The 20,434-nt window shown below is 43.0% G+C and carries 19 protein-coding genes; 5 read left to right on the forward strand and 14 right to left on the reverse strand.

The features are described 5' to 3' along the window. The 3 genes from DACSA_RS22945 to DACSA_RS00680 are packed head-to-tail and all read right to left on the reverse strand — an operon-like array spanning position 1 to position 4,021. On the reverse strand, positions 1–3,600 hold the full coding sequence (locus tag DACSA_RS22945; RefSeq protein ID WP_015227931.1) for a DUF1156 domain-containing protein: 3,600 nt from the start codon (positions 3,598–3,600) through the stop codon (positions 1–3). Between the two features lie 11 nt (positions 3,601–3,611). Further along, entirely contained in the window at positions 3,612–3,821 is a 210-nt protein-coding gene (locus DACSA_RS00675; protein WP_015227932.1) for a type II toxin-antitoxin system HicA family toxin, read from the reverse strand. Then, positions 3,818–4,021: a type II toxin-antitoxin system HicB family antitoxin gene (locus DACSA_RS00680; RefSeq protein WP_015227933.1), complete on the reverse strand. Its 204-nt coding sequence runs from the start codon at positions 4,019–4,021 to the stop codon at positions 3,818–3,820. The genes DACSA_RS00675 and DACSA_RS00680 overlap by 4 nt, the downstream gene beginning before the upstream one ends. A gap of 142 nt (positions 4,022–4,163) precedes the next feature. On the opposite strand from DACSA_RS00680, the gene DACSA_RS22950 reads away from it, so the two are divergent. Further along, positions 4,164–4,277: a hypothetical protein gene (locus DACSA_RS22950; protein ID WP_456297643.1), complete on the forward strand. Its 114-nt coding sequence runs from the start codon at positions 4,164–4,166 to the stop codon at positions 4,275–4,277. Continuing rightward, a complete protein-coding gene (locus DACSA_RS21870; RefSeq protein WP_015227934.1) occupies positions 4,252–4,494 on the forward strand; it encodes a BrnA antitoxin family protein in 243 nt (80 codons plus the stop codon). Before DACSA_RS22950 ends, DACSA_RS21870 begins: the two co-directional genes overlap by 26 nt. 244 nt (positions 4,495–4,738) lie before the next feature. Here the strand turns inward: DACSA_RS21870 and DACSA_RS00695 are convergent, their stop codons facing one another. From DACSA_RS00695 to DACSA_RS00725, 7 genes are all read right to left on the reverse strand, one after another. After that, the gene (locus DACSA_RS00695; protein ID WP_015227935.1) at positions 4,739–5,026 is read right to left on the reverse strand and encodes a hypothetical protein; all 288 of its coding nucleotides are present in this window, start codon (positions 5,024–5,026) and stop codon (positions 4,739–4,741) included. A gap of 154 nt (positions 5,027–5,180) precedes the next feature. Continuing rightward, positions 5,181–5,426, reverse strand: a complete 246-nt coding sequence (locus tag DACSA_RS00700) for a UPF0175 family protein (protein WP_015227936.1) — start codon at positions 5,424–5,426, stop codon at positions 5,181–5,183. 311 nt (positions 5,427–5,737) lie between these two features. Next, positions 5,738–9,304, reverse strand: a complete 3,567-nt coding sequence (locus tag DACSA_RS00705; RefSeq protein ID WP_015227937.1) for a helicase-related protein — start codon at positions 9,302–9,304, stop codon at positions 5,738–5,740. Positions 9,305–9,427: 123 nt separating this feature from the next. Next, positions 9,428–9,577, reverse strand: coding sequence for a metallothionein (locus DACSA_RS00710; protein ID WP_015227938.1), 150 nt, complete (start codon positions 9,575–9,577; stop codon positions 9,428–9,430). Positions 9,578–9,723: 146 nt separating this feature from the next. Beyond that, entirely contained in the window at positions 9,724–11,136 is a 1,413-nt protein-coding gene (glmM, locus tag DACSA_RS00715) for a phosphoglucosamine mutase (protein WP_015227939.1), read from the reverse strand. A gap of 59 nt (positions 11,137–11,195) precedes the next feature. Then, entirely contained in the window at positions 11,196–11,489 is a 294-nt protein-coding gene (locus DACSA_RS00720; RefSeq protein ID WP_015227940.1) for a DUF7734 family protein, read from the reverse strand. A 1-nt stretch (position 11,490) separates the two neighbouring features. Then, on the reverse strand, positions 11,491–12,093 hold the full coding sequence (locus DACSA_RS00725; protein ID WP_015227941.1) for a DUF3177 family protein: 603 nt from the start codon (positions 12,091–12,093) through the stop codon (positions 11,491–11,493). A gap of 228 nt (positions 12,094–12,321) precedes the next feature. Here DACSA_RS00725 and DACSA_RS00730 point away from each other — a divergent pair, with 228 nt between their 5' ends. Continuing rightward, entirely contained in the window at positions 12,322–12,789 is a 468-nt protein-coding gene (locus DACSA_RS00730; protein ID WP_015227942.1) for a helix-turn-helix domain-containing protein, read from the forward strand. On the opposite strand, the gene DACSA_RS00735 is transcribed toward DACSA_RS00730, so the two are convergent. The 4 genes from DACSA_RS00735 to rpmB all read right to left on the reverse strand — a co-directional run bounded on the left by DACSA_RS00735 (position 12,768) and on the right by rpmB (position 19,167). Further along, complete coding sequence (locus DACSA_RS00735) at positions 12,768–14,108, reverse strand: RNA-guided endonuclease InsQ/TnpB family protein (RefSeq protein ID WP_041235234.1); 1,341 nt, start codon at positions 14,106–14,108, stop codon at positions 12,768–12,770. The two genes, DACSA_RS00730 and DACSA_RS00735, sit on opposite strands and share 22 nt — an antisense overlap. Before the next feature lie 302 nt (positions 14,109–14,410). Continuing rightward, positions 14,411–16,657: an ATP-dependent helicase gene (locus tag DACSA_RS00740; RefSeq protein ID WP_015227944.1), complete on the reverse strand. Its 2,247-nt coding sequence runs from the start codon at positions 16,655–16,657 to the stop codon at positions 14,411–14,413. 495 nt (positions 16,658–17,152) lie between these two features. After that, positions 17,153–18,721, reverse strand: coding sequence for a rhomboid family intramembrane serine protease (locus DACSA_RS00745; RefSeq protein ID WP_015227945.1), 1,569 nt, complete (start codon positions 18,719–18,721; stop codon positions 17,153–17,155). A 209-nt stretch (positions 18,722–18,930) separates the two neighbouring features. Beyond that, the gene (gene rpmB / locus DACSA_RS00750) at positions 18,931–19,167 is read right to left on the reverse strand and encodes a 50S ribosomal protein L28 (protein ID WP_015227946.1); all 237 of its coding nucleotides are present in this window, start codon (positions 19,165–19,167) and stop codon (positions 18,931–18,933) included. Between the two features lie 132 nt (positions 19,168–19,299). On the opposite strand from rpmB, the gene DACSA_RS00755 reads away from it, so the two are divergent. Beyond that, positions 19,300–20,016, forward strand: coding sequence for an NnrU family protein (locus DACSA_RS00755; protein WP_015227947.1), 717 nt, complete (start codon positions 19,300–19,302; stop codon positions 20,014–20,016). 35 nt (positions 20,017–20,051) lie between these two features. Next, positions 20,052–20,294: a DUF6887 family protein gene (locus tag DACSA_RS00760; protein ID WP_015227948.1), complete on the forward strand. Its 243-nt coding sequence runs from the start codon at positions 20,052–20,054 to the stop codon at positions 20,292–20,294. Positions 20,295–20,434: the final 140 nt, after the last annotated feature.

Genomic DNA, 20,434 nt, shown 5'->3' on the forward strand with positions numbered 1-20,434 from the left:
CTAAAAGTCTAATGTAGTTTGCTGTGAGGTTTGACTTTGAAACTCGATCGCGAGACGGGTGATTTCTGGCCAAGCGGTAACTAAACTGTTATACGCGATCGCGTCCTGCGCCCAGTTTTTGCGCTCACAAAGGCTATACAACCGATAAGCTAAGTCTCTTGTCCCTTCTCCCCTGTCTCCTAGTTTAGAGAGCAATTCTGCTGCGCCCATTTCTCCATTATTGAGCAATTCTCGAATTAAATATTGGGTTAACTCCCAATCGGGCATTCTGGTATTAGTGTCAGGAGTCCAATCAGTGGGGAGTTCTTCCCGTTTCAAGAGGCGCACTTTCCCTGCTTTGGCTTCGATGATCCCTGCTTCGACCATCCCTTGTACACTGGTATTTTTAGCTTTGGAGAGGGTTTCTGCATCGCCGTACTGTCCAGGGTTAAATTGATTTTGTTCAAACCAAGTCAGCGCCCAACGGGTATCGCCATCAAATTCCCCTTCCTGTTCGGTGAGAAATTCATCTAGTATTTGGTTAATCAGTTGTAATGCAGTTCGCACAGGCATCGGAGAGCCATCATTTTCTAAAACGGCGGTATATTGGGAATAAATCGCCATCCCTGGCCCGATACTGGCTTGGGCGAGGTCAACAGGGGCAATATTGCCTTGTTGGAGGGTTTTGAGGGCTTTGGGGAGTTCCCGTTTCAGTTCGCTGAGGAATTGGCGACGGGTGGTTTGGGTGGCGGTTTCGGGACGAGGACGACAAACGAGGACAATGGAGGATGCGAGGGCATTCATAGATATTTTTACCCCTGTTGGTCTTTCAGTTCGCATTGGCCAAGTTCCATCAATGCTAAAACCTGCTTTCATTAAGCCTTCAAGCATGGTTTCCCAACCTGTGGAAGCAATGGATTGATCGCCATTTCCTTTAGTTTCTGCTTCAGTTTGTTTGAAAGCATAGTAAACAGTCATAGGATAATCAGCATGAGAGACAGTGTGCATTTGATTAAACGCTTTGCCTAAACCCTTTTCAAAAAATGTCTGAGCTTTTTGTTTATCACCATTAAAACGATAGGGTGTTGCTACTAGCTCATGAGCTTTTGGTGTCAGCAGTGTATTAAGAATTGGAGGATAAGTCGTATGCAGTGAACGACGAAGCCAAACATAGAAAAAATCAGATAGATCGGAGTAACCAATATTGTCGTAGTACGGTGGATCAGTTGAAACTAAGTGCTGATTTGAATAAGATGATTCTTGGCAATTTTGTAGGACAGCTATGCTATTAACTTCACAATCAGAACATTCAACCACTTTTGGAATCCACTCTAGTGATCCCTGCCAGCTACCTGTGCTTGAACTAAAAATATTAGCCTCTGCAAAATCCCAAGTCATAGGTATAGCCTGTCGTGCAAAAGTTTGCTCAATTTTTTCACCGATCTGGTTCCAAATACAAATTGTACTCGAACGATTAGAAAGCCTACTAACACCAAATGCTAAATAAGTTCCTATCGCTTCTGCATAAGCCTTAACACCTGTTCCCCCATTTTCTAACGTAATATCATCATCAGATAACCCTGCATTGATCGCATCCTCAATCACTTTTTCTTTAACTTCCGTCACTAAATCGCTAAATGTTGTTAAAGCTACCAGTTGACGAGGTGTAAAAAGTTCTGCAAAAGTTCGCATTCCATAGTTTGGAGTTTTAAAGTCTCGCGTGTTCTTAGGTAAATCTGCTTCTGGCTTCCAAGTTGGTTCTGCTGAGTTAGCAATTTTGATATGTTCTACAGTGGGAGACAAGTAAACTCGTCCTTGCTTACTCTCAGCCACAACCGCCATCAACTGCTGACTCATGCGTTTGGCTTTCCCTTCACTGCGAACATAATCAAGTCCAACAGGAGTCTCACACGCCAGACACCGCGCCCCTTTCCGTTGTACTGTTCCTTCTGGAATCTCTCCCTCTCCCGTTCTCACTTCAAACCGAATTCGAGGAGAGAGGAGTGAGGAGTTAGAAGTGAGAGCATTATCTCCAGGAGAGAGGAGTGAGGAGTTAGAAGTGAGAACATTATCCTGTTTCCTCTCTTCTTCACCCTCTCTTCTATCTTCTCTTTTCTCTCTCCTCTCTTCTTCACCCTCTCTTCTATCTTCTCTTTTCTCTCTCCTCTCTTCTTCACCCTCTCTTCTATCTTCTCTTTTCTCTCTCCTCTCTTCTTCACCCTCTCTTCTATCTTCTCTTTTCTCTCTCCTCTCTTCTACGACAGGCTCAACCCAAGCGGTTCTCCCCTTCTTCTTAGAAAGCTGAAAACTTCTGACTAAAGGCATCTGACAGCCACAAGCAGGGTTGGGACAGCGCACCGATCGCGCCCATATCCAAGCAATAACCGTTGCTTTCCCCCCCTCTGGTAACTCCACCTGCGGATACAAATGACCAATACGCTGAAACGCCTCATCCCGCATCCACTGTCCGTAAAAGCGCACATCCGCAGCTAACCCCTGCGCTCCTTTGTAGGAAAGAGGAAAGAGAAGTGAGGATTGAGTAGCGGCTTTTCTTACTTCTGACTCCTCACCCCTCAATTCTCTGTTCTCATCTTCCGACGCATCGTTGTTAGTATCCGACTGACTTCCTCCAACAAACCCCTGACTACCTGCGTCTCCTCCACTGGAAACCACCCGACCTGTTCGCATAGGGTCAGAAGTGTCTCTGTCTCTGCTAGAGAACCCTGAGAGATTGCTAGAAAATGAGCTTTGTCCTTGTTGGACTCCCTTGTCCATCCCTCGGCGATATTCGCTGGAATTGATACTACTGCTCTTGTTATTTGTGATCTCATCCCGTAAGTTTCCTCCTTTGGAAGTTTCGGTACGAGAAGATATATCTCCTGTGCTGCTTTCATCGCCTTTTGCCAAACAATCAGTTCCCGATAGTGCATTTTTCTCCTCTTGTCCCTCTCCTGTTTCCTCACTACTCCCTCCCATCTTCTCACTTCTCACTCCTCTCTCCTCTCTTCTCTCTTCTGGGTTCACTGGCGGACAATCCTTAAACCTTGGCGGAATCTCAATTAATGCTTTGTTAATCAACACCGCAACTGGGTTTAAATCACTTGCATGAGCTTCTAACCCCAACCGTTGCGCCTCTAGGGGAATCGAACCACCGCCAGCAAAGGGATCATAAACTGGAGGGGCGTGTTGTGCAATGTAGTCTCGCACAGCTTCGGGGTTTGTGGGCGGTTCTTCTCCTCGACTCCAAGCCAAACAGCGAGCAATCTCCCGTTGTGCTTCGTTAATGGTTTGTTCGTCTTTAATATCATCCCAAGACACCAACCCCCGCACTTTCTGCTTCTGATTTCCTTTCTTATCCGTCTCGATGGTAATGCGTCCTAAAATATCGAATAGGCGTTGTCGTTCCTTGGTTTGTTCTGCTTCGGTGGGAAACTTTTCTGGCCAACTGGAAGGATCATCCACTAAAGAAGCCCATAACACCGCCCGACAAGCAGCCAATGGTCTCCGCGCCCACCAGAGATGCAGTGTAGAGGGATGTCCGTGACGAATAGACTTTTCACGGGCGGATTCGGCGTTGATGGCTTCGAGAGGGAGGGCGACTTCAATGAGTTTTTTTCGCATGGGGTTTGGGTTTACTTGAGATCGTCTTCAGATAGAGATGCTTGCTTCATTAAATAACGAAGGAGTCCAACTTTCAAATCTTTGTTACCATGAATCGGAACTGAGATGCGAGTAGTTTGACCTGGTTTGCAGTATATGTGGTGACTTCCTTGAATACGAAGCAGTTGCCATCCATTCTGTTCCAAAATCTTGGCAAACTTTTTACCAGAAATTGACTTCATATTGCAATTTCCATCACACGGCTGTTCTCACTCGTTTCTAGAGAGTCCACATCAACGGATAAACAGCCTTCTACCGCTTCATAGAGATTTTCTAATAATTCTTCAAAGGTGTCTCCTTGGGTTGCACAGCCTGGAATCGCAGGAACTTCCGCCCAATAGCCTCCTTCTTCAGCTTCATGGATAATTATTTTGAGTTTCATCACTGCTTTCCTTTTGATTAATTTTTTTCTATTGTCGCTTATGATGGGGGAGCGTGACCCATGAACGGCATAATCTGAAAAGAAGCGCGTCGTTTACGGAGAAACCCGTGAAATTGGTGTCGGAGCTATTCAAGGAGTTGTTATCCTGACTGTTGCTCACACTGAACGAAACGGTAAAATCCGCATCATCTCAGCCCGTAAAGCTACGCCAAGAGAAAGAAAAGACTATTATGAGTATCTCGCGCGATCGACTTAAAGAACTGGAAAATCTCCCAGACTCGGAAATCGATACTTCTGATATTCCCGAACTGGATGAAACCTTTTGGCAAAATGCGAGAAAGGTAGAGCCTGTTTCTAAAGAAACTGTTGCGATTTCTTTAGATAAGGATACCCTCAATTGGCTTAAACATGAAACGTCGGATTATCAAAATTTAATTAATCAGGTTTTACGTGCTTATATGAACCAACACTAATTTCCAATTTGACTTTGAGAAGGTGGCGTTATATGAATCCTGAAGAATTAGAGAGAAAATTTGATGCAGGTGAGGATGTACTGGAGTATTTTGATTTATCTACCCTCAAACGTCCTGGTTTAGAATTAAACAACAAAATCACTAATGACTAAAATTTGTAACTCAATTACATTTCGTAGGGTGGGCATTGCCCACCCTACCGTCAATTCAGATTTTATCACTGTAAATTGACTTTTAATCACTCCTATGAAACTTGTCTGTCTGTCCATTCATTACGCTGTTGATTAACCCAATATTGGGCATCTTGACCGTCTATTAAGTTAGGAGCAATGCCTTTAAAGTCTTTTAGAGACCGTTCACTTTCTTGGTCTGCATAATTTTGGATATATTGAAAAAGTCTCTCATCATCAGATAAGTTAGGAGGTGCTGAAGGAACTTGTAATTGTTGTGCTAAGTATTGGAAAAGTTCAAGTTTTTCGTTTTGATTTAAGGTATCAATTTGATTAATAATATAGTTTAAGTGTGAAGTCATTGTTTCCTCGAAAATTTCATTAATTTTTAATTTGGAAAGTGTTAATTCATAATAACTGCTTGAGGAATAACAATACTGCTGTATAGTTTTTGTAATAAATTAAGCTGATGAATTGCTGCTAAATTATTGATTACGGAAGTGTCGCTGATAACAATCAAAGCCGTCCCATATCCCTAAGATTTTCTAAATCCTTTTCAAAATCCGATACATCGTAATGAACGGGAATTTTCCGACTTGCCAGTATGTGCTGAAAAGTCATCCGATCAATCCCTGCAAAGCGACTGGCTTGCGCTAAGGTTAGTTTTTCTTGAGCAAAAAGCATAATTGCAATTTCCTGTTTCATTTCACTATCACTTAGCCCAGTTGTTGCTAAAATTTCATCAGGAACGATAACGCTCATTATTTTTCTCCTCAGTCTTTATATGGGATACTCTAATACTTGCTACAAATGATCCCCCCAACCCCCCTTAGATAAGGGGGGCTGTTTCATTCTATTTTTTTGTCTATTCCAGACATTAGAAATAGCAGGGGTTTTACGGCTTTTTTCTTATGAATAAGTCAAATCAGAAGAAATATGCGCGATCGCGCCACTCTGTAAGAGGTTCAGCCGATCGCTGCCAATTTTGACCCCGAGAATGAAACAGCCCTGCTTAGATAAGGGGGGCTTAAGAAATCGGTGTGTAGCAAAGTTTTTTAGATTTCATATTGCTCTTAAATTTTAGTTCCTCGCTTCCACATCTCTTTCCAACTATAGTTGACACTACTCGCCCCCCAATCGGGTTCCCGTTGAAAGGGTTTCTCCAAATAACATACCACACAGCTTTCTCCTGCAACCTGATAATGTCCCGTTGCTTCCCTTACCGCAAACGCATCTCTATCAGAAAAGTTCTCATCTGTGGGAACTTGGACTAATGCGAGAATATAGTTATCTTCTTTATTTAAAGCGGTGAGGATTTCATTTTTAGTCACGGTAACGGTATCCGCCCCTTCTATCCTTCCTTTTACTTCTAAAAAGCGCAGATGTCCTGTTTCTGGGTTTAAAGATTCGATATCATAACCGCAGTTTTGGTCGCTGACATCACGGGGTTGATAGCCCAAGTTGGTTTCAGTTTTTATTACTGCTTCCATCGCTAGTTGTTCCACCCGTTGGGTTTCTCGTGCAAATTTGGGAGGTGTTGCGTCTCGTTTCGCTTGTAGGCGTTGCATTGCGCCAATGGGAACGACTAAAGCGCCGCCAACGACAACAGGGGGAAGGGGAGATAGTTTTCGTTCTTGTTCAAGTTCATAGAGGCGTTTCTCTAGGCGTGCTGCTAAGTCGTCGGCACGTTGTTGAGCTTTGCTAGAGTTGAGTTTAGCATTAACCTTTCCTGCTTGTTCTTGTAAGCGTAAGTCCGCTGCGCGTTGATCCCAATAGTTGATTTCTTTGGTGAGTCTGTCTTGTACAGCGCGACGGGTTTTCTCAATTAACTCTTCTTTACGATCGCGCACTTCTTTGAGATGTTGGGGAACTAAGTTAGAAATGGCGTAACTGCTGGCTTGTTTTTCAATCTCATCTCGTAGGGCTAACCCTTCCACTAACGATTCTACAAGAGGCTGTTCTTCTTCGGTTAAAGGTCGATAATCTAAATAAGGGGCGTATCCTGCATTCTGGGCTTTTCCGTCGCTGTCAATCTCCACATACTGCATCCGACGAGACACCACCCGCCGTCCGCCGTCATTTGCAGGACGAGCATCTTGAATGGAATGTTCCAGATAAACCAACGCTCGCACGGTTTCACTAAAATCATTTTCATCAATGAGAATTGCTCCCTGTCGCAGTAAGTCCCGATGACGTTCTAAAATTAGGTCAATGGTTGCATTAAGAAGGGGATGACCGGGACACACAAACTCAGCAAGGGGTTTTCCAGAAACACTAATCAGTTCCTTTTGGAAACAAATCCGTTCATAGCGTCGCATAATCGCACTTCCCATCCCGATGATTTGATCTCGATTGCGAATCACAGCAGGAACATGGGTAATCTCATAGCGTCGGCTTTCCCGTTGACGAATTGTTCCCCCTAAGCGTTGGAAGGCTTCAAGGAAGAAAGAGGCGATAAAATAGGGCTGGACTTTCCGCGCTTCTGCTCGTTCCATACTTTCTCGAATTTTCTGGATTTTTGTTGCATCCATTGAGTCTCGCGCTAAAGCCCGTTCTTCCAGCAGTGCTTGCAGTCGTTCCCGTTCTACTCGTTCCGTCACTGCTTGATTGAGCTTTGCTTTCACATCAGCGCGATCGCCGTATCGAATCGCCTCAATGAGAAGTTCCCGCAGTTCTTTTCCTGCAATAGCTTTCCCCAGCACATCAAAGATTTTCCCCCCTAACGCCGTTTGCTCAACTTCTAGTTTCTGCAATAGTTTAAGATAGACATCCCCTTCTCTTGTTTCCTCTGCGACGAGATTCCAAAGATGACAGACTTCTGTTTGTCCAATACGATGAATGCGACCAAATCGCTGTTCTAAACGGTTGGGATTCCACGGGAGGTCATAGTTAACCATTAAATGAGCGCGTTGGAGATTAATCCCTTCTCCTGCTGCATCGGTGGCGATGAGAACATCCACATTAACATCCTGTTTGAAGGCTTCCTCGGCTTTTTTCCGTTCTTCTCGCCCCATCCCCCCATGAATTGTTACCACCGCTTCCGGACGACCTAATAGCGTTCCAATGCGCTGGGTCAAATAATTTAAGGTATCGCGATGTTCGGTAAAGATCACTAATTTACGACGATATCCCCCCGCATCAAACATTTCAGCGCGGTCTTGCAATAGTTTTGACAGTTCTTCCCATTTCCGGTCTTTCCCGCTTTGTTTTACTCGCAACGCCAGATTTTCTAACTCGCTGAGTTGATCAATTTCCGCTTGTAGTTCCACGATGGTCTGGGCTGCACTCGCCTGATCCACCACTTCTTCTTCGGTGTTTTCTCGTTCTTGACTGGAATAGTCTTCAAAGTCATCATCCCAGTCTTCAGGATTAATTGTCGTACCAAAATCTAATTCAGCACTCATTCCCCGTTTACGAACTTCCTCTTCTTGTAATCGCCGTTGTAACCGTTCTCGTCTTCGTTTTAGAGACTGATAAATCGCTTCTGGAGAGGAAGCCAGGCGACGTTGTAAGATGGTCAGAGCAAAACCAACGGTTCCTTTGCGTCCATCATTGATCAGGGCTTCGGCGCGATTAAATTCTTCTCGCACATAATCGGTCACCTGTTGATAGAGAACGGATTCTAATTCTGATAGCTGATATTGGACGGTATGCGCTCGACGTTCGGGGAATAGCGGTTTTCCGTTAAACTTTAAGAGGTCTTCTTTGACTAAACGGCGGATTAAATCGGAAGGATCGCAAGCATGAACCCCATCTCGAAATTTTCCTTCAAATCGATCGCTGTCGAGGAGAGCTAAAAATAACTGGAAGTCTTCTTCTTTTCCATTGTGGGGAGTTGCAGTCATTAGCAGGAAATGGCGGGTGAGAGAGGAAAGGAGTTTTCCCAGTTTGTAGCGTTTGGTTTCTCGGATTTCTCCCCCAAAGAAGGAAGCGGACATTTTATGGGCTTCATCAACCACCACTAAATCCCAGTCCGTTTGAGCTAATTTGGCTTTGAGATCATCATTGCGACTCAATTGATCTAACCGCGCGATCGCTCTGGGTATCTCCGCCAAAGCATTCCCTGTTCGTGCTGCTTCCATGCGGTCATTAGTGAGAATCTCGAAAGGGAGATCAAACTTCTGGGATAATTCATCTTGCCACTGTACCGCTAAACTCCCAGGACAGACAATCAAACAGCGTTGCAAATCTCCTCGAATCAGCAGTTCTCGAATAAATAAGCCCGCCATAATCGTTTTTCCCGCACCTGGATCGTCAGCGAGAAGAAAACGTAAGGGCTGACGGGTGAGCATTTCGCTGTAAACTGCTGTAATCTGGTGGGGAAGCGGTTCAACTAAAGAGGTATGAACCGCCAAGAGGGGATCAAAGAGATGGGCGAGACGAATGCGATGGGCTTCGGAAACCAGTCGGAATGATCCTCCATCACCATCAAAACTCCAAGATCGTCCTTCCGTGACAATTTCCAGAGTGGTTTCATTATCTCGCAATAACAATTCTGTGTGGGGTTGTCCATTTACATCTTTATAAGTTAGTTCCACCACATCACTACCATGCCATTGGGTATCAATGACGGTTACGTTTTGATTGGGAAGAACACCTCTAACCGTCGCACCACGAGTCAAATTTTCTAGTTGAGTCATTCCTTATGCCAGGTTCACTATAGTTACAATATATTGATTGTGATCAGTGTTTAGAGTGATCCTTCAGCAGGATAACATCTCCGTAAAAGTTTACGGAGATGAATGATTTTTGCAAGGTAATTTTTAGTTCTGGCAGTCACAACCAGAATGACCGCAACCTGAACCGTTGGGATGACCATTAGCACAGGCTTCACTGCAATAGAATTTACCCTCTTTTTCGATCGCGCGATCGGTTTTAACGATACAAACGCAAGAATCGCAAGCACATTTCATTTGATCCAGTGACCAGTGACCAGTGATCAGTGACCAGTGACCAATGTAGAGACCTTCCTGTTACTGAGCTTGTTGAAGTATGGAACGTCTCCCATTGGAGTTATATCAAGCAGTTGCTGAACATTTAGACGAGAAGTTTCATCCCTCTAACCCTTCTTAACTAGATGTTCCTGTACGGTTTCTACTAAATAATGACTCCAATGATGCGCTAATTCTAATTCGGCGGCTTCTACCATTACTCGAATTACGGGTTCAGTTCCAGAAGCGCGAACTAAAATCCGTCCTCGATCGCCCATTGCTTGTTCTGCTTGCTCGATCGCGCCTTGTAGGGGATCACAGTTTTCCCAAGCCAAGCGACGTTCTACATCTTCCACCCGTACATTTTTCAACAATTGGGGATAGGTTTCAAAACTTTGATCTCGCATTTCACCGAGAGACATTCCTAACTGACGGGTTAAACAAGCTAAATGTAAAGCCGTTTGTACGCCATCGCCACTGCAATTATAGTGATGACAGATGACATGACCCGACTGTTCGCCGCCTAACATTGCTCCAGTTTCCCACATTTGCGCTTGTACGTGCTGATCGCCGACGGCGGTGCGAATGAGACGACCTCCGATCGATTCCCACGCTCGCTCAAACCCTAAATTTGCCATCACGGTGGCGACGAGTAAATCGTTGGGAAGTTGCGATTTGCTTTTCAGGAGTTTTCCCCAAAAATAGAGGATATAATCGCCATCGACAATTCGTCCTTGATTATCCACTGCTAAAACTCGATCGGCATCCCCATCAAAAGCAAACCCCATCTGGGCTTGCGTTTCACACACTGCTTGTTGTAACAAATTAAGATGAGTTGAGCCACAATCAACGTTGATCCGATCGCCATCGGGAACATCATGTAAACAAATTACTTCTGCCCCTAGTGCCTTAAATAAAGGAGGCGCAACCTTCACGCAAGCACCCCAGGCTAAGTCAAGGACAATTTTTAATCCCTGAAGCGGGCGATCGCTGGGTAAAGAGGCTTGTAAGGCGCTGCTGTATTGTTTAACTAATTCTTGACGAGGATAATGTTGTCCCCAGTTGACATCGAGGGCGACGGGTGGCTTTTCCCCTCTGATTCCCGCTTCGATCGCGCTGGTGTAAACTTTGCCTAATTTTGTGCCATTGCTGGTAAAAAACTTAATTCCGTTGTCTTCTGGAGGGTTATGACTGGCGGAAATCATAATTCCCCCGATCGCGTCGGTGTTTGCTGTGATATAGGCAACACAAGGCGTAGGACATAACCCCAAATTCCAAACTTCCAAACCAGCGGCGGTTAACCCTGCGGTGAGAGACATCCCTAACATATCGCTGGAATTGCGAGAATCTTGTCCGATCGCGATCGCGCCGCCACCGAATTGTTCTTTATACATTTGCCCCGCCCAATAGCCCACAGCTAAAGCTAAAGGGGCGGTTAATAAGTTACCCGCTTTTCCGCGAATGCCATCAGTGCCAAATAATTTCCCCTTGGGAAGGGAGGATAAATTCAAAAACGAATTAGAAGCGACAGAAACAACCATGAAAACAACTCCTCACACAAAAGAATTTAACTAGGAGGATAGCACGACTCATCCCCTCTCTAAAGACCGAGTTGATCTAATCGTTGTGCCATGGTTTCCCAAGAAATTCCCTGTTCAAGGTATTGGGGATTTTCAGGAGAATAAGGACTCACGGCTCGATCGATGCTGAGAATTGTCGCCTCCTCCGATAATACAGGAACATCAGGATCATAAGCGGTTGCCCCAGTTAGAGAACTAGAAAACCCCTTAAAAATCAAAATTCGATCGGTTTCCCCCTCGGTTTCCACCTCCAGTAACAGCACCTCTTGGGGATGTTTGAGAGTATATTGTTCTAGGCGTTTTTCTTTAGTCATCTTAATCTTCCTCCACCATTGCGGTGCGTCCTTCTTTCGCCAACCGCACAATTATAAAATAAGCAAGAGAAGCCACATAAGCCACTAATCCCATCATTCCTAACACCCCCAAAAATTCTGGTCTTGAGTTGGGATGAAACCACTCTCTGTAGAGTTGGGGGGCTTCTAACCATACTTGACAGTAGGGTTGTTGTTGAAACGCATCAGAAAAAGCGCAAGAGAAAAAGGGGAGATTTGCGATCGCGCCCAGGCTTGAATATATCGTCATCGCCCAACGCCAAGCGGTAAATACAAACTTCAGGGGGCGTTGCGGTTGATCTACTAAATCTTCATTAATATCCGCCCAAAACCACAAGGAAACAGGGATTAAAATTCGAGCAAACAACCCAGAGAGATAGCCAAACGCCCATCCTGGAATCATCAAATAGACTGTCACCATTAAAAGACTCGCCACACGCCAATAAATGATCAGTAGGCGCTGCATTGTCTGTGCTTTTTGGATAAACGCCCAAAATAAGAGAATTAGGGGCAGAATTACGGCAAATAAAACGGCGAGTCGATAGTCCATCCACACCAAAGGGCGATACCAAACTTCTGCATCCATAACCAGAGTCTAACCTGCAAACAACATCCGTTATCTTAGCAACTGGTGGGTGTGGGAAAACTTATCATTTTTCTTACCTAGATTATAGATATTTCATTTATTTCAGTTATTGCAGTGAGTTTCTTTACCTCGCTAAACTAGGAGTAACTGGAAACTAACCAACGATCGAGCGCAGCCACCTTCGGTTTAGAAAAGTGTAAGCTGCGACTCTTGAGAAAGAAAATCATAATGGGAAAACTCTACACAACTCAACCAAACCAAGACAATGAGACTCAATCCTTATCAAGTCTGATTGAACATCTCAAAGAAGCACAAACTCCCCCACGCCTCGTTATTGATGGAGAAGAATTTTCTCTTTCTCCCTCTCTTTCCGAAGCCATGTCACAACTCGCTACTCTGATGGCAAATCATCAAGAAATTGCGATTGTTCCTATGAACTACGAACTTACCGCACAACAAGCGGCTCAATTATTAGGAGTTTCACGTCCTCACTTAGTTAAACTTCTTCATGGCGAGTCTATTCCTTATGCCAAAACTGGGAATCATTATCGCATTCTCGCTTCAGATGTTCTTGCTTTCAAAAAACAAAGAGAAGAACGTCGTGATCGACTTAATCAACTCACTCAACTAATGCAAGAAGAAGGGTTCTATGACGAAGAGTCAACTACCCGCAATCAATCGCTAAACGCGATGTGATTGGGGCTTGTTTCTGCCGTCCACCTCAATTCCATGAACCTCGAAAGGCGCATGGCTTTGGCTTCATCCGACGAAACATCCGACAATCCCGAAAGATCATCTGGGCAGGCTGACAAACTACCCGTACTTGCCCAGTCTTGCCGAACAAGTAACGTTCTCATCGCTATGTTCCTAGCTCCCACCAAGTCTGCATGAAGGTCAAACCCACAGTTTTCACAGTGAAAAGTTAACCCCTTGTTAGGTCGATTCCCTTTAGAGGTATGACCACAATGAGGGCAACTTTGGGAAGTGTAATCAGCATCAACTTTAATTGCTAAAGAATCATTTAGAACTGCTTTATAGTCGATAAAACTTTGGAGTTCAGCAAAAGACCAACTGGTTTGTTTACGGTTAGCCTTTTTCTGTTTCCTAGATGCTTTTTTACCCTTACGACGAGGGTTAGTTCTTTCTCTGATGTGGGTTAAATCCTCTAATCCAATTAAGGAATTAGATTTGGCAACCTTCTTAGAGACTTGATGGTTAACATCAGCGCGAAACCGTCTCTCTCGTCCTGATAACTTTTTCAGTCTTCTTTTAGCAGAACGAGTGCCTTTGCGCTGTAACGATTTTCTTCTCCTTTGGTAATGATTTGCTTTATGAATAGTTGATTTTCCGTTGTAGAAACTAACTTGATTCTTGGTATCAGTTTCTACAGCTAGATATCGTTGACCAACATCAACACCGCTAACCCGTTTAATATCTGCGGGTTCGATATCAGGTTTCTCTATTTCTAAGCTGACTAATAAGTAATAAGTCTTGTTAGAAGGAGTATAGTAAATCTTTGCTCCCTTAGCTTTAGCATCCCCCGATTTAATTAAGCCGAGGTGCTTATAATAGCCAGAATAAGAAACCTTGATTCGACCTTGTAAAGTAATGAGACTAATTCCTTCTTTTACAAAGGAAAAGTCCCTTCCATAATTAAGATTGCAAGTTCTAGAAACAAACTGCGGTGGTTTATCTAAGCCCTTGTACCTTTTCTTGGTTTTTCCCTGTTTGCGATGTTGGCTATTTTGTTTAACCTTAGTCCATAAAGTTCTATAAGTCGCTCCTACCTGCCTACAAACATTACAAGCCATCTGGGCAGGAAGTCGAAAATTGTCTCGAATGTCGTAGTAAGCCAACTTCTGAAGTTTATTGGCACTACTGGTTCGATTGTTGTCGAAAGCCACCTGTGAAACATAATTCAGAGCATCACGATAAGCCAAAGAAACCTCCCGCAGGAGCGTTTTCTGCTCGGTCAAGAGATTTAACTTTAACTTGGCAGTGATTACTTGTTTCATGGTTTTCATTTTCACAGTGCACCTACATTATAACAGCTTAGTGAAGAGGTGCGCCCTTCCTGAGGGGCTGTCGTCTGGGGTTTCCCCAGACGTTTATACGCCCCGTCCCTCTACTAATCCTTCGGATGTAGTAGGGGAATCCTTGCCACGTATGTTGAAAAAGACATGATCATGGAACTCCCAATTATTGTCTTGGATGCTTGTGTGATTTATTCGATTTGTTAGCAAAGTCTGGAATCAACTTGATATAAAATCAACCTGAGATCAGTTGTAGATTCGGTGAAATGAAATGAAACCCAACATTAATTGTCAATCTGCTTTAAAATCGGAAAAAAAGGAGACGGATCAGCCGCTTGTAAAGAATTCGCCCCTCTAACATTAAACTGATTCCAGTTAAACGGCGCATTTTCTGCAGCCGATAGCCAGAGTAATCGTTTCCCACGAGTCAGCGCCACATAAAACAAACGATATTCTTCGGCGGTTTGCAATTCTCCTGCTTTTTTCCAAGCGGTGAGAGGGGGATCAATCTCGATCGATGCGTTTAAATACTGACTATGGACAACACTGCGAATGCGCGATCGAGCTACTGACGCTAAGGTAAAATCTCCCAAAAACTTGTGAGGAGTGGGAACACGATGCTGTCCTGGAATATTGTTTTTATGAAGAAAAGGAATAAACACATAATCCCAGTCTAATCCTTTTGCCTTGTGCATGGTAATAATCCTAACTTGTCCAGGCTTCATATATTCCTGGTCATTTTCTCCTTCTTCCACGCCAGTAAATTGTTCTGTATTAATAATCGTCGTCAAAGCCTCAATCACCCCATCTAAAGCCACTCTCCCTTCGGTTTCCTGACGCAACTGTTCAGATAACTTTTGCACCGTTGCTAACTCGGAAGGGTCATAATTAAGCGTAAACGCCAGGAAAGAAATTAACTGATAACTGGTAAGTTCAATTTTTGCTTTCAGGAGACTGCGACAATAATAAGCCGCCTTTTTTACCGTCTTACTTTGAGGTGGATCAAGATGACTTGGATATAAAAACTGTTCGGGATAAGTCGCCAACGCACTTAAATCTTGTTTCGCAATTAAATTCCGTTTCGTCAAAACTTCTAAAGTCGCTTTTGTGTATTCTGAAGAATGAGGGCGATTTAAAAATTTGAGAAGACTTAAAATTTCAGTGGGAATTTTAGAGGAACGTTGACTTTGGCTGACTTCGTTAATGGGAATGTTATATTCACGAGAGAGATTACTTAAATTCTCAGCCAGAAAGTTCCCTTGACGGTTATTGCGGACTAAAATCGCTGCATTATGGTTCGGATGATCAGTGAGTAAGGTAATTAAACGCTTTCCGATGCGTTCAACTGTGTCATAAATATGTTTCGGGGTTTCAATTTCTAAACCTTTTCCCTCCGCAGTTGGGTTCGCGTCGGGTTGTGGATCATCGAGAGGAATAGGATGGATGTCTTGAACACGGAAAGGAAGTTCTTGAGGATGATTTTGATTTCCCCAACGAAGAAAATGGTTAGCAGTATCAATGATGATTTGGCTACTGCGTCCTGCTTGATCCATTTTTGTAAAACGATTTTCTAATTGACAAGTTTCGCAGAAATGACGGAAATAAATCGGATCAGCAGGGGTGAAGGTGGAATTAATCGCCTGATTTGGATCACCTACGCGAACTAAATTTGGTGGTGTTTCAGGGTTATTGATATCACTGGCAAGAGCTTCTAAGAGTTCCGCTTGCAACGGGTTAGAATCTTGTGCTTCATCTTCAAATACCCCAAAAACCCCAGCTTGCAGTTTCTCTGCCACTATTGGCGATTCTAACACCCGTAATGCTCCCAGAATCATATCATCATAGTCGATTAAACTGCGCGATCGAGCGATGGTAGTATAAATTTCATATAATCCTGCGGTGACAGCGAAAATACTGTAATCATCCTGATCTTGATAACTTAACTCCCACAACCTTTCTGGGGATAACCCCGAACTTTTCGCCTCTCGAACTGTGGTTTTAGTTAGTTTCGGTAACACCTCGGTTCGTAACACCGACTGACGACGCATTTTCTCCGTTTCTTCCCCATCAAAAGCAACGCCGTTGAGGAGAGTTTTGTAAAAATCAGGATAACGTTTAATCCATTCTTCCACAGTATCTTGAATCAGACGATGATTTTGATTGGGACTAACTAAGGTTTTTATTTCTGAATCTAACCCCGATAAATAGGGATAACGGGAAGCAATATTTAACGCGAGTCCGTGTAAAGTGTAAACAGTAAAGCCAGTAGGAGGATGCTTAAATTCCTCTAATAATTCCTTGATTTTTTGTTTAATACTTGCGGCTGCCGATCGAGTAAAAGTAACAATAATTAACTGTTGTTTTTGGTTTAACTTATTACGAATTAGCGCGATCGTCGCACCGATCGCCATTCCCGTTGATTTTCCCGCACCTGGCACCGCAGAAACCGCCAATTTTCCGCCATTCCAATCTCCTAACGGCTGTTGTCCGACTCGTAAACGTTTTCTCAATTCAACTAATTCTTGACTCATTTTTTCTCATTATTCCCCCCTTTCAAAGGGGGGTTAGGGGGGATAAACTGTAACACCACTTTTTGAAAATTGTATAATTCACCGACAATAAATTTGTTTTACAACTATAGCAATCCTAAATGAATTGTAAATGATTTGCCCCCCAAATCCTCACCTTCGCTCCGGCCCAATTCTGGGGGGCTTTCGTGAGTCAACTTTTTACAAATGATATGGGATCGCTATATAGCAAGATGAAATCTCTAATTGTTGCTACACCCTCTTAAGTTCCCCCAAACTTGGGGGTTAGGGGGCTAATTAATTTCTCCAAACCAACCTACGTTTTAGCTGTTGGGTTTCGTCACCTCCACCCCACCTACGTTTTAGCTGTTGGGTTTCGTCACCTCCACCCCACCTACGTTTTAGCTGTTGGGTTTCGTCACCTCCACCCCACCTACGTTTTAGCTGTTGGGTTTCGTCACCTCCACCCCACCTACGTTTTGAGCAAAAAGAAAGGATTTAATTGTTTTTTTGACCGATTAACAAAATCATAAACGTCGAAATAATTCCTAAAATTAAACCAAAGAAATGTCCCAAGAAACTGACATTAGCAACACTAAAATCAAACCCCACTTGTAACAAAATAATAATCGTCACCAACTGTAACTTTTCCTGTGCTAGTTTCGATTTTTCTTGTCGCCATCCTCGCCATAAAATCATAAATGTTGCTCCCATTAAACCCATAATAGCAGCCGAAGAACCAACTAACAAATCATCTTCTCGTCCTGTAAAAATAGCCAAAGCTGCAAATAAAGAAATTGCACCGATTCCACTAAAAAAATAAACAATTAAATAACGAAACCATCCTAAATAAAATTCGACATAAGGACTTAGTATCCATAATCCCAACATATTACTAATCAAATGAATATAGCCAAAATGAAGGAAATTGGCTGTAAAAACGCGCCAAGGTTCTCCAGAAACAATTTCTTTCGGAATCGCCGCCCCTAAACGCGCAAGAGTTTCTAAATTTTGGCTTCCTCCTTGTGTAATTTCCAGAATAAAGACTAATACATTGATCAACATTAAACTATAAGTCAAGTTGGCTTTACTGGGAGTAATACTAACGGCGCTGCCATAGTTTATCTCTTGATTTAAGTCAGTTTTAATTATATTAATAAGCGGTAAGTATTCAGGATTTAGAGTCTGATTAACCTTAGCAAGACGGTTAGAAAGTCGGTGGACGATCGCATTTTCTAATGCGATATCTTTCTCGCGAATTTTTAATAATAAGTTTTTCCCTTCTTGGCGATTTCCTAACGCCATTTGTGCGGTTGCTAACCAAAACATTTGCAGATTTTGGGGATAAACTTTTAAAGTCGAACCCAAGAGTTTTTTAACTTCCCTAACTTCTCCTAAAAACGCAAAGACATAGAGACGAGCTAAGTTAATAGGAATCGAACTACCTAAGTTTTTAATTTGATTTTGACGCGCCTGGAATATCCCAACTAAACCATTGAGATCACCGACTTCTCCTAATGATCTTAAATAGAGTGTTGCTAAAGTTGGACTTCTCCACAATACCGAGTCTGGAATCTCTTTCTGTAACCAAGATAAACAATCATTCCAGTTGGCTTCTATCCGAAATTGAAGCGCTTTTGCGGTATGATGAAAACCATAATTGGGATGATTTAAGTCTCGATTTAAGATCGTATTTGCGGTTTCAATTTCTCCTTTTTGGATTAAGGCTAAAACTTTTAAAAACTGGGGTTGTTTTTGCCAACCGTCTCCAGGATGTAGCCAAGACAAAATGATCGCGATTCCTCGTGCTTTTCCAAAATGTTCTTGATAAACTAACCGATTAACTTGTCCTAAACCAATAATTGGAATGAGAATAAAAATTAACCAGAAAATTCCGCCAATTAAACCAGATTGTTGCGGAAGAAAATAATGGGAAGTTCCCATGATGATTAAGATTCCTAGAGCAACCAGTAACCATCCCCAGTTATTACGAGAAATTAAGGTGCGTAGCCCGATCGAGCAACAAGAAATCGTAACTAAAAAGTGTAAAACTGTATTTAAATCCATGAAATTGAGGGAAGTAATGACCCGCTAAAGTAGTTAACAGTAACCCATTGTTTAATGCTATAGCAGTCCTATTTCATTTGTAAAAAATTGATTCATCGAAGCCCCCAGAATTGGGGGTTGGGGGGCAAAAAAAATTACAATTTATTTGGGGTTGCTATGGGTGATCGGGTTTATTTTTATTGGTAGCGGGTCATTGTAGCAAATTGGGTTTAAAACTTATTAAGGTTAATTCCCATTTCATTCGCCATTTTTTGTAAACCCTTTTTTTGTAAGGTTTTGATGGCTTTAGTGGAGACAGTGAGTTTTACCCAACGGTTTCCTTCTTCCCACCAAATGCGCTTCGTTTGTAAGTTAGCATTCTGCAATTTTTTATTTCTACGGTGAGAGTGGGAGATTGAAAAAGCATTATTCGCTTTTTTTCCAGTAAGTTGACAATGACGACTCATATTACAATTCCTCAAAAAACAGTCCGTTCTCCATCATACCAACGGAAATTAAAGCTCGGCTCGATCGAGTACCGAATCAATCTCAAAAGTGGGCTAGGATTGATCAACAGGAAAAGCATTGGTAAACATAGCATGAATCAGGAACATTGGTTAACCACAAGTCATTGGGTAATGTTAGGACTACTTTTCGGTTTCGCCATTGCTCATAGTGGCTTGGCGGCTTTACGTCCTTGGGGGGAAAAATGGCTGGGAGCGCGTTTATATCGGGTTGGCTTTGCGTTGGTGAGTATTCCCTTCGCGGTGATTTTGATTGTTTACTTTTTTAATCATCGTTATGATGGCTTGCAATTATGGCAAGTACAAGCTCAACAAGGGGTTTTCTCTCTGGTTTGGATACTTTCGGCGATCTCGTTTCTCTTTCTGTATCCAGCCACTTTTAATTTATTAGAAATCGCCGCGATCGAAAAGCCACAAGTCCACCTTTACGAAACAGGAATAATGCGTGTTACTCGTCATCCGCAAATGGTGGGACAAGTCATTTGGTGTATTGCTCATACCTTATGGCTGGGAACATCCTTTACTCTTGTCACTTCGATCGGGCTAGTGGCTCACCATTTATTTGCGGTTTGGCACGGCGATCGACGCTTACAATCTCGTTATGGAGAAGCCTTCACCGAAGCCAAAGAGCGCACTTCAGTAATTCCCTTTCTCGCGATTATTCAAGGTCGTCAAACCTTAAAATGGCAAGAGTTTCTCCGTCCCGCTTATGTGGGAGTAGCAGGATTTACCTACTTATTATGGTGGGCGCATCCTTGGCTAATGCAAGTAACAGCGCAAGTGAATTTCTAACTATGCTTCACTTTCCGCAAATGGAGAGTTATCTGATGAGTCAAATTAATTATGATGCTATGTCTGATGCTGAATTAAAGCAATACTTCCTCAAACATCGTGGAAATCAAGCTGCTTTTCAAGCCTATTTAGACAGAATTAATCAACGTCCACGTCGGATTATTGCTACTCCAGACGATCGCGATTTTGATGAAAAGGTACAAGTTGCAATTCGACAAAAGCTAGAAACAGGGAGAAGACGCAACACTCAGCAGGCTAACAATGATCAGTTTTCCTGATTTGGAGCGTTTTGAGGGTCCTTAATCGATACTTTTTATCTTACTTTTTGACTAATTAATAAGAAAAAAGAGTCCTGAAATCTCCCCCATCTCCCCCATCTCCCCCATCTCCCTTGATTTCATTCATAATGAAACAGCCC

The sequence above is a fragment of the Dactylococcopsis salina PCC 8305 genome (assembly GCF_000317615.1).
Classification (GTDB): Bacteria; Cyanobacteriota; Cyanobacteriia; order Cyanobacteriales; family Rubidibacteraceae; genus Halothece; species Halothece salina.